This is a genomic window from Mycobacterium sp. (assembly GCF_049278535.1).
In the GTDB taxonomy this organism is placed as follows: domain Bacteria; phylum Actinomycetota; class Actinomycetes; order Mycobacteriales; family Mycobacteriaceae; genus Mycobacterium.
Genome location: NZ_JBAPMI010000077.1, coordinates 1 through 1,789, shown reverse-complemented (window position 1 = coordinate 1,789; position 1,789 = coordinate 1). Strand labels below are relative to the sequence as shown.

Sequence of the window (1,789 nt, the reverse complement as noted above, 5' to 3'; positions counted from 1 at the left end):
CGACGACTCTGGCGCTGCGATCGGTCGAGAGTCGCTGGTGGCCATGCATTTTCAGGCTGACGTTCTGGATCGCGTTGGCCGGCCTGACTCCGACCGGGCTGATCCTTGCCGCCACCGTCGGGTTGGTCTGCGTGGCGGCGCCGGGTGCCGGCCTTTCCCGGTGGCGATGCTTTGCAATCACATTGGTGGGCGCGGTGATCGCGGCACTGCCCTGGCTGACCGCAGCCGCACTCGGCTTGTCGTCGGCTGACCATATCTGGGCTCGCGCTCCGGGTATCGCCGCCTTCGCGGCACGCGCCGAGCCGGGCCTGGGCACACTCGGCAGCCTGGCAAGCATGGGCGGCATCTGGAACGCTGAGGCTGTACCATACTCGCGGGCAACGCTTTTCGCGGTGTTGTCGGCAGTCGTGCTGCTCGCGGTGGTTGCGACGGGAGTCGTCACACTGACACGTCACCGGATGGCGCTGCCGTTGCTGATACTGGCGATGGCATCGGTGCTGATACTCGCGGCGATGGCCACCGGCCCGGGCCTGGCCGCGCTGCACACGCTGGTCGATGCCGCGCCCGGCCTGGGCGTGCTGCGAGACGGGCAGAAGTGGGTCGCGTTGGCGATGCCCGGCTATGCGCTGGCCGGAGCGGGCGCGGTGCTGGTGTTGCGGCGTTGGTTGCGACCCGCATCCGCGGCACTGTTGTGCAGCGCCGCGCTGCTGCTGTCGCTTCCCGACTTGGCTTGGGGTGTAGGGGGAAAGGTCGAGTCGGTGCGCTATCCGAGCGACTGGCCGGCCGTTGCAGCGGCGATCAACCGCGCTCCCGCAGAGGTCGCTGTGTTGCCGGCCGACACCATGCGGCGATTCGCCTGGTCCGGTCCGGCGCCGGTGCTGGATCCGCTGCCGCGCTGGCTGCGCGCTGACGTCCTGACCACCGGCGACCTGACCATTTCGGGGACGACGGTTCTCGGTGAGGGAAACCGGGCCCGCGATGTGCAACAGCTGTTGTTGGCCGGTGGTGATTCGGTCGATCTTCGTCGGGCCGGCGTCGGATGGCTGGTGGTCGAGTTGGGCACACCCGGCGATATGGGCTCGGCCGCAGAGACATTCGGCCGGTTACAGGTGGCCTATCGCGGGCGGGACCTGGTGTTGTATCGCGTCGGCGGCGCAACAGCCGGCGCGTCGGCGGGTCGGCGGGCGACGGTGATCACCGCGCACCTGGCATGGCTGGCAATGCTGATAGCGGGAGCTGTCGGGGCAGCCGTAGCGGGCCGGCGACGCCGGCCGGGCGGTGCTACACCACCCCGGTGACGCGGTCCCCGGCCACCACGGACTCCAGCACCGATCGCATTGCCTCCGCACTTTGCCGCCAAGAGAATTCAGCGCTGCGCGCTTGCGCTTTGGCGCCGAGTTGGTCGCGCAGCACCGGATCGGTGAGCAACTGTTGCAGCCGATCCACCAGATCGTCATGACCGTCGACCAGCACACCGGTCACCCCGTCGATGATCGAGTCGGCCAGGCCGCCCGAGGACCGGTAGCCGATGGTGGGCACCGCATGCTGGGCCGCCTCGATGACCGCCAGACCCCATCCTTCTTTGCGCGACGGCAGCACGTGCACCCAAGCTTGTTGGATGACATGGTGTTTGGCGACGTCGTCGATGTGCCCGTGGAAGGTCACCGCGTCGCTGATACCGAGCCGCGCCGCGTGATCGGTCAGGCGCTCCGACCACCATCCGCCGCCGACGATCTCGAGGTGCAGATCGGGAATCGATGGCCGCAGCTCGGCCGCGGCGGTCAGTGCG

Annotated in this window: 2 protein-coding genes; one reads left to right on the top strand and one right to left on the bottom strand. The window is 68.9% G+C overall.

Annotated elements, in window-relative coordinates:
* A partial coding sequence (locus WAO18_RS04585) for a hypothetical protein (RefSeq protein WP_422204247.1) occupies positions 1-1,298 on the top strand: 1,298 nt, incomplete at its 5' end.
* Here the strand turns inward: WAO18_RS04585 and WAO18_RS04580 are convergent.
* A partial coding sequence (locus WAO18_RS04580) for a glycosyltransferase (protein WP_422204245.1) occupies positions 1,282-1,789 on the bottom strand: 508 nt, incomplete at its 5' end. The genes WAO18_RS04585 and WAO18_RS04580 overlap by 17 nt on opposite strands.